Annotated in this window: 7 protein-coding genes; 5 read left to right on the top strand and 2 right to left on the bottom strand. The window is 68.1% G+C overall.

The features are described 5' to 3' along the window. The 5 genes from AC1DHD_RS12515 to AC1DHD_RS12495 all read left to right on the top strand — a co-directional run. Positions 1-1,012: ABC transporter permease (locus AC1DHD_RS12515; protein WP_476880028.1), on the top strand; the 1,012-nt coding region annotated here is incomplete at its 5' end. 1 nt (position 1,013) lies between these two features. Next, positions 1,014-2,033: an ABC transporter permease gene (locus tag AC1DHD_RS12510; protein ID WP_476880027.1), complete on the top strand. Its 1,020-nt coding sequence runs from the start codon at positions 1,014-1,016 to the stop codon at positions 2,031-2,033. Continuing rightward, positions 2,030-3,745 (top strand): ABC transporter ATP-binding protein, encoded by a 1,716-nt coding sequence (locus AC1DHD_RS12505; protein WP_476880026.1) that lies wholly within the window; start codon positions 2,030-2,032, stop codon positions 3,743-3,745. The genes AC1DHD_RS12510 and AC1DHD_RS12505 overlap by 4 nt, the downstream gene beginning before the upstream one ends. A 159-nt stretch (positions 3,746-3,904) precedes the next feature. After that, positions 3,905-4,327, top strand: coding sequence for a chorismate mutase (locus AC1DHD_RS12500; RefSeq protein ID WP_476880025.1), 423 nt, complete (start codon positions 3,905-3,907; stop codon positions 4,325-4,327). A 2-nt stretch (positions 4,328-4,329) separates the two neighbouring features. Further along, entirely contained in the window at positions 4,330-5,361 is a 1,032-nt protein-coding gene (locus AC1DHD_RS12495) for a uroporphyrinogen decarboxylase/cobalamine-independent methonine synthase family protein (RefSeq protein WP_476880024.1), read from the top strand. Between the two features lie 31 nt (positions 5,362-5,392). Here the strand turns inward: AC1DHD_RS12495 and AC1DHD_RS12490 are convergent, their stop codons facing one another. Together AC1DHD_RS12490 and AC1DHD_RS12485 are read right to left on the bottom strand one after the other, a co-directional pair. Further along, on the bottom strand, positions 5,393-6,103 hold the full coding sequence (locus tag AC1DHD_RS12490) for a DUF4166 domain-containing protein (RefSeq protein ID WP_476880023.1): 711 nt from the start codon (positions 6,101-6,103) through the stop codon (positions 5,393-5,395). A 15-nt stretch (positions 6,104-6,118) separates the two neighbouring features. After that, on the bottom strand, positions 6,119-7,013 hold an 895-nt coding region (locus AC1DHD_RS12485), incomplete at its 5' end, for a DUF58 domain-containing protein (protein WP_476880022.1).

The raw sequence follows: 7,013 nt of genomic DNA, 5'->3' as shown, positions 1-7,013 counted from the left end.
GGGCCAATACATCCTGATCAGGTTCCTGCTGATCTTCCCGACCATTTTCATCCTGGTCACGCTTGTGTTCTTCCTGATGCGGATCACCGGTGATCCGATCACGGCTGCCCTCGGCGGCCGGCTCCCTCCGGAGCAACTGGCGGAGCGCATCCACTCGGCCGGCTACGACCGGCCCATCCTGGTGCAGTACTTCGAGTACCTGGGCCAGCTCATCACCGGCAACTTCGGCACCACGCTTTCGGACAACCGCCAGGTCTCCGAGATGCTGACCACGTACGGTTCCGCAACGCTGGAACTGTCCATCAACGCCCTGCTCGTGGCCCTGCTGGTGGGCATCCCGCTGGGCATGATCGCCGCTCACCGCCGGGACAAGGCTCCCGACGCCGTGCTGCGGATCTTCGCGATCCTCTGCTACGCGACCCCCGTGTTCTTCGCCGGCATGCTGCTGAAGCTGACGTTCTCGGTTTGGCTGGGCTGGCTTCCGGTCGCGGGCCGGGCCAAGACCTCCACCGAACTGGCACTCACCGCGCTGCAGGCGCCCACCGGCATCTACTGGCTCGACGCCCTGCGCAGCGGAAACATGGCCGCCCTCGGTGACGTCTTCGCGCACGCCGTGCTGCCCGCCGTCGCCCTCGGCCTGCTGACTGCCGGCATCTTCCTCCGGCTGGTCCGCACCAACGTGATCGGCACCCTGGGCAAGGACTATGTGGAAGCCGGGCGCTCACGCGGCGTCAGCGAATTCCGACTGGTCACCAAGCACGCCTACAAGCCGGCCCTCATCCCGATCATCACGGTGATGGGCCTGCAGATCGCGGTCATGCTCGGCGGCGCCGTCCTGACCGAGACCACCTTCGAATGGAAAGGCCTCGGCTTCCAGCTCGCGACCTACCTGACGGCCCGCGACTTCGTGGCTGTCCAGGGCATTGTGGTGCTGCTCGCCGTGATCGTGGCCGTGACCAACTTCATCGTGGACATCGTGGCCGCGCTGATCGACCCCCGCGTGAGGTACTGACATGAGCATCGAACCAACTATTGCCGCAGAAAACCGCAGGGAATCCTGGTTCCGGCGCCTGCCGGTGGTCTCCCACTTCAACAAGAGCGTCGGCCTGCAGCGCGGCATGCTCGTCGCCGGGCTCGTCCTGACCTCGCTGTTCCTGCTGACCGCGATCTTCGCTCCGTTGATCGCACCGTACGGTTTCTCGCAGATTTCCGACGACGGCGGTAACTTCCCGGCGCAGCAGGCCCCCGGCGGCCGGCACCTGCTCGGCACCACCGTGGGCGGATACGACGTGTTCTCCCGGGTCGTCTGGGGTGCGCAGACAGCGGTGATGGTCATCATCGTCGCCGTCATCATGTCGATCTTCATCGGCGTCATCCTCGGCCTGGTCAGCGGTTACATTGGCGGCTGGCTGGACCGGATCCTGGTGGTCATTGCCGACGCTGTGTACGCGTTCCCGTCCCTGCTGGTCGCCATCGTGATGGCCATCGTCATCAGCGGCGGACGGTCCAGCCTGTGGGGCGGCATCCTCGCCGCAGCGATCTCCATCACCGTGGTCTTCATCCCGCAGTACTTCCGCGTGATCCGCGCCGAGACCATCCGGCTCAAGGCCGAACCCTTTGTGGAATCCGCCAAGGTGGTGGGCGCATCCAACATCCGGATCATGTCCCGCCACATCTACAAAAACGCCACCCGGACCCTGCCGCTGATCTTCACGCTGAACGCTTCCGAAGCCATCCTTACCCTCGCGGGCCTGGGCTTCCTCGGCTTCGGCATCGAACCGACGTCCGCCGCCGAATGGGGCTTTGACCTGAACAAGGCCCTCGCGGACACCACCTCCGGTATCTGGTGGACGGGTGTCTTCCCGGGTCTGGCGATCGTCCTCACCGTTGTCGGCCTGACCCTGGTCGGCGAGAGCATCAACGATCTCAACGATCCGCGCCTGCGCGGCCGCAAGAAGGCTGTCTCCGGCAAGGGCGGACCCGATTCCGCCGGCGCCAAGGCGGCTCCCACAGCAGAAGTGAGCAGTTCATGAGTACCAATATCGGCTCCGTTTCAGACCAGCACGCCCGCAGCGCCGGACCAGTGCTGGACATCGACAACCTGAAGGTCACCTTCGCCACCGACGCCGGGGACGTCTACGCGGTGAAGGATGTCAGCCTTGAGGTCAACCCCGGCGAGGTCGTTGCCATCGTCGGCGAGTCCGGCTCCGGCAAAACGGTCACGGCCAAGACCATCCTGGGCCTCCTGCCGGAAACAGCCATCAGCTCCGGCGCTGTGCTGATCAACGGCAACAACGTCATCAGTGTCAGCCCTTCGAAGCTGCGCGAAATCCGGGGCCGCGACGTGGCCATGGTGTTCCAGGAACCGTCCACCGCGCTGAACCCCGTGTTCACCGTGGGGTGGCAGATCGCGGAGGGCATCCGCGCCCACGCCGGCCACTCCGGCGGCGGCAAGGTCAATGCCAAGGACGCCAAGGCCCGGGCCATCGAGGCGTTGCGGAAGGTGGGGATCCCCGATCCGGAAACCCGGGTCAACTACTACCCGCACCAGTTCTCCGGGGGCCAGAAGCAGCGCGTCGTGATCGCCGCCGCGCTGGCGCTCAATCCGGGGCTCATTGTCGCGGACGAGCCGACCACGGCGCTGGACGTCACGGTGCAGGCCGAGATCCTGGAGCTCCTCCGGGACCTTCGGGACCAGTACGGCACCTCGATCGTGCTCATCACGCACAACATGGGTGTGGTCGCTGACCTCGCGGACCGCGTCGTCGTGATGTACCAGGGCGACATCGTCGAGGAAGCCAGCGCGCGGGTGCTCTTCGCGGAGCCGAAGCAGGACTACACGAAGAAGCTCCTGGCCGCCGTCCCGCACCTGGGCCGGAACTCCGCCTCGGCGGGTATGACCGAACGCGCCCACCAGGGCGGCAAGGTGCTGGTCGAGGCCAAGAACCTGACCATCGAGTACCCGGGCCGGCTGGGAAGTCCGGCGTTCAAGGCCGTGGACGGCGTGAACTTCACGCTGTCCGAGGGCGAGGTCTTTGGCCTCGTCGGCGAATCGGGGTCCGGCAAGACGACGATCGGCCGCGCCATCGCGGGCCTGAACAAGACCACCGGCGGAAGCCTGAAGGTCTTGGACTACGAGATGCTCAATCTCAAGGAACGTACCTTCAAGCCCCTGCGCAAGCAGATCGGGTTTGTGTTCCAGGACCCGGCGGCGTCGTTCAACCCGCAGCTGACCATCGGTGAGTGCATCGCGGAACCGCTGATCATCCACACCAAGCCGACGCCCGCGCAGGCACGCCAGCGGACCCGGGAGCTCCTTGAGTCGGTGCAGTTGCCGGCCGCCTACGCTGACCGCTACCCGCACGAGCTCTCCGGCGGCCAACGGCAGCGCGCGTCACTGGCGCGGGCCCTGATCCTGAACCCGAAGCTGCTGATCGCGGATGAGCCGACGTCGGCACTGGACGTTTCGGTGCAGGCAAAGGTGCTGGAGCTGTTCAAGGAAATCCAGGCCGAATTCGGCTTCGCCTGCCTCTTCATCAGCCACGACCTCGCCGTGGTGGACATCCTCTCGCACTGGGTCGGGGTCCTCTACAAGGGCAAGATGGTGGAGCAGGGCCTGGGGAACCAGGTGATGGGCAACCCGCAGCACGACTACACGAAAAAGCTCATCGCTTCGCTGCCGGTCCCGGATCCGGACGAGCAGGCCCGCCGCCGCGAGGAGTTCCGCGCGGTGCTCGGCGCCTAGCGGGCACTGAGCCGCTTTCCGCGCACAAGGGGGTATGCCCGCCGTTCACCGCGAACGGCGGGCATACCCTTTTCGCTGCCCGCAAGGGTCCGGCCGAAGGACCGGCCGCGCCCGCTTAACACCGGGAAGCAATTGCCCGCCTGCCCCTAGACTGGATCAATGACCGAGCAGAACCAGAACCTCCCTGACACCGACAGCTACGACCCCGCGGCCAGTTCCCTCGCCGGGCACGTTGACCCCTCGGTGATGGCGGAACTGCTGTCGATCCGGTCCAGCATCGACAACATTGATGCCACCCTCGTGTTCCTCCTCGCCGAACGGTTCAAGGCCACCCAGAAGGTCGGCTTCCTCAAAGCCACGCACAAGCTCCCGGCAGGAGACCCGGGCCGTGAGACGGCCCAGATCGCCAGGCTGCGCCGGCTCGCCGCCGAGGCGCACCTGGACCCGGCCTTTGCCGAAAAATTCCTGAACTTCATCATCGGCGAGGTGATCCGCCACCATGAGGCGATCGCCGAGGACCACCAGGCCGCCGCGCACCTCTCGGGTGCCTCCGCGGACTCCGCCCTGGCCGCCGAGGCCTAGGCGTGGCTGCTTTTCCGGGCCAGGTCACGGCCACCGCCCTTGGCCCGTGGCCGGGTGAGGACCCGGTCGAGGCCGCCCGCATCATCCGTGGGGAGCTGGGCAGCCCGCACCTGCCCTTCCTCGCCGAACTCCCGGACCGCGGCGTGGGCTCCGAMGCGCTGGGCCGGACCGCCTCGGTGCTCGAAGGCCTCGCCGTGGACGCCCAGCCCTTCGGCTGGCGCCTGGTCGACCGGCCAGGGAAGGACCTCACCCGGGCGCGCTCGGCCCTCTCGACCGACATCAACGTCCTCGCCGACGTGATCGGGGCGGAAGACTCCCCGGCCGCAGACCTGAAGCTCCAGCTTCGCGGACCGCTCAGCCTCGCCGCGGGGCTGCACCTGCACAACGGCGAACGTGCCCTGATCGACCACGGCGCCCGCCGCGATCTTGCGGCGTCGCTCGCTGCCGGCGTCGGTGCCCACCTGGCCAGGCTGGCCACCGCGGCGCCAGGAGCCCGGCTGGTGGTCCAGGTCGATGAACCGGACATCGCCGCCGTGATGGCCGGCACCATCCCGACATCCAGCGGCTACCGCACCCTGCGGTCAGTCGCGGGGTCGGAGGTCACCGAATCCTGGCGGCTGGTGGTGGACGCGTTGCGGTCCGCCGGCGCCGCCGAGATCGTCATCGCGGTGCCGGAGATCGAGGCGCCGTTTGACCGGATCCTGGCGGCCGGAGCGGACGGCATCGCGGTGCCCCTGAGGGCCCTCACATCACGCCAGTGGGAGCAGCTCGCAGGCGCCGTCGAGGCCGGAAAACGACTCTGGGCAGGAGTCCTGCCAGTCGATGACCCGACGGCGGGGCTGCAGCGGGTGCGACAGGCGGTAGAAACGCTCTGGCGCCCCTGGCGCCAGCTCGGCCTTATGCCTGAGTCGCTGGGCGCGGTGCGCGTCACGCCCTCCGGCGGGCTCGCCGGCCACACGCCGTCGTCCGCGACGGCCGTGCTGACCCGGCTGACCCAACTGGCCGACGGACTGAACCAGCTCGCCCTCGGCTAGGATTCGGACACAGCGTCCGGACCAGCGCCCCTTAGACGCGGCTCTCCCAGCGGTCCGGCCGGGCGTGCGCGGGTAAATGGCCCGGTGCCGCCGCCCCGGCCGGATAGGGTTCCAGCCGGTAATCGAAGTGCCCGGCGTACACCAAAACCAGCCCAATCTGCGGCTGGATCACCTTGACCTGGATCCGGTGCCGTCCCTCAACCGGCTCCCACCACTGTTCGGCGTAGGCCCTGGCGTCGAGGGCTGCCGGCAGCGGGATCCGGACYGGCCCGACAAACAGCCGGGATGCCTCGGACACGCCACGCAGCCTCCCCTCGGGCGTGACGCGGAGGTTGAGGTCAGTGATCAGCCGGCGGTAACGGCCCACGTAGTCCACCAGCCGGGTGGACCCGGACGAGGAATCGGCGCTGGTGGTGTCCTGGAAGATCCGGGTGGTCTGCGGGAAGAAGATCTCGCGGCGGGCGGTCAGGCTCGAGCGGCCGAAGGGGTCCAGATGGGCGTGGTTCTCGATCCGGAACCTGATGCCCTCGCCGTACTCCGGGAAAAACGCCTGCTCACCGGTCGCGAGCCGCAACAGCGGCCGCAACCAGGACTGCCGGCAGCCGACGACGTCGAAGACGCCCTCGCCCACGCCGTAATGCCCCGAGCCCGGGGTGAGGGAAAAGTACTCCTGCAGCTCAGGCTGCAGAAGGGCAAAGTCCGGCCCCAGACCAAGCTGGTAGATCGGGTCGTAGGTGCTCACATCATCCTCCTGGGGTCACAGCCTACCGGCGGCTTTCAACCGAATGTACGCGTCGGCGAGGGCCGGCGGCAGTTGCGCGGGTTCGGCGTCGACCACCTCGACGCCGGCCTGGCGCAGTTGGGCGCTGACCGCTTCGCGTTCCAGCAGCGCACGTTCGGCCGCCGCGGCGCGGAAGACCCCGCTGGCGGTGGACCGTTCCTGGAGCATCTCGCCGAGCACCGGGTCGCGGACAGCGGCCACCACCACCACGTGCTGTTGCGCCAGCTGGGCCGCCATCGGGAGGAGCCCCTCCTCAGGGGCGCCGCCGTCGAGCGCGGTCAGCAGCACCACCAGCGAACGGTGCGCCGAAACGGAGCGGATCTGGCCGGGAATCTGGCTCCAGTCGAGCTCAATGAGCTCCGCTTCGAGGGGGACCATGGCCTGGATCAGCTGCCCCAGGAGGTTTCCCTTGGCCGCCGAGCCGGCCCTGGCCCGCACCCGGCGGTCGAAGGCGAGGAAATCCACCCGGTCGCCGCCCCGTTCGGCCAGCACGGCCAGCAGCAGGGCTGCCTCGATCCCGGTGTCCAGCCGCGGCTCGTCGGCAATCCGGGCGGCGGCCGTCCGCGAGGTGTCGAGCAGGATCACGACGCGACGGTCCCGTTCCGGCCGCCAGGTCCGGACAACGACGGCGGAGCGGCGGGCAGTGGCGCGCCAGTCGATGGAACGCACATCATCACCACGCACGTAGTCGCGCAGCGAATCGAACTCCGTGCCGGCACCGCGGATCTGGACTGCGGCCTTGCCGTCGAGTTCCCGCAATTGGCGCAGTTTGGACGGAAGGTGCCGGCGGGAATGGAACGGCGGCAGTACGCGTAAGGAGCCGGGACACGGGAGGGTGCGCTGCCGGGCGGCGAGGCCCAACGGGCCAAAC

The organism is Arthrobacter sp. 05L45_2 (assembly GCF_056397525.1).
Note: the sequence above shows the minus strand (reverse complement) of the source record. Positions and strands in the feature narration are given on the sequence as shown.

Excerpts from the sequence above, each read along its gene's own strand:
- AC1DHD_RS12510 (WP_476880027.1), top strand. The coding sequence starts at position 1,014 with ATGAGCATCGAACCAACTATTGCCGCAGAAAACCGCAGGGAATCCTGG.
- AC1DHD_RS12505 (WP_476880026.1), top strand. The coding sequence starts at position 2,030 with ATGAGTACCAATATCGGCTCCGTTTCAGACCAGCACGCCCGCAGCGCC.
- AC1DHD_RS12500 (WP_476880025.1), top strand. The coding sequence starts at position 3,905 with ATGACCGAGCAGAACCAGAACCTCCCTGACACCGACAGCTACGACCCC.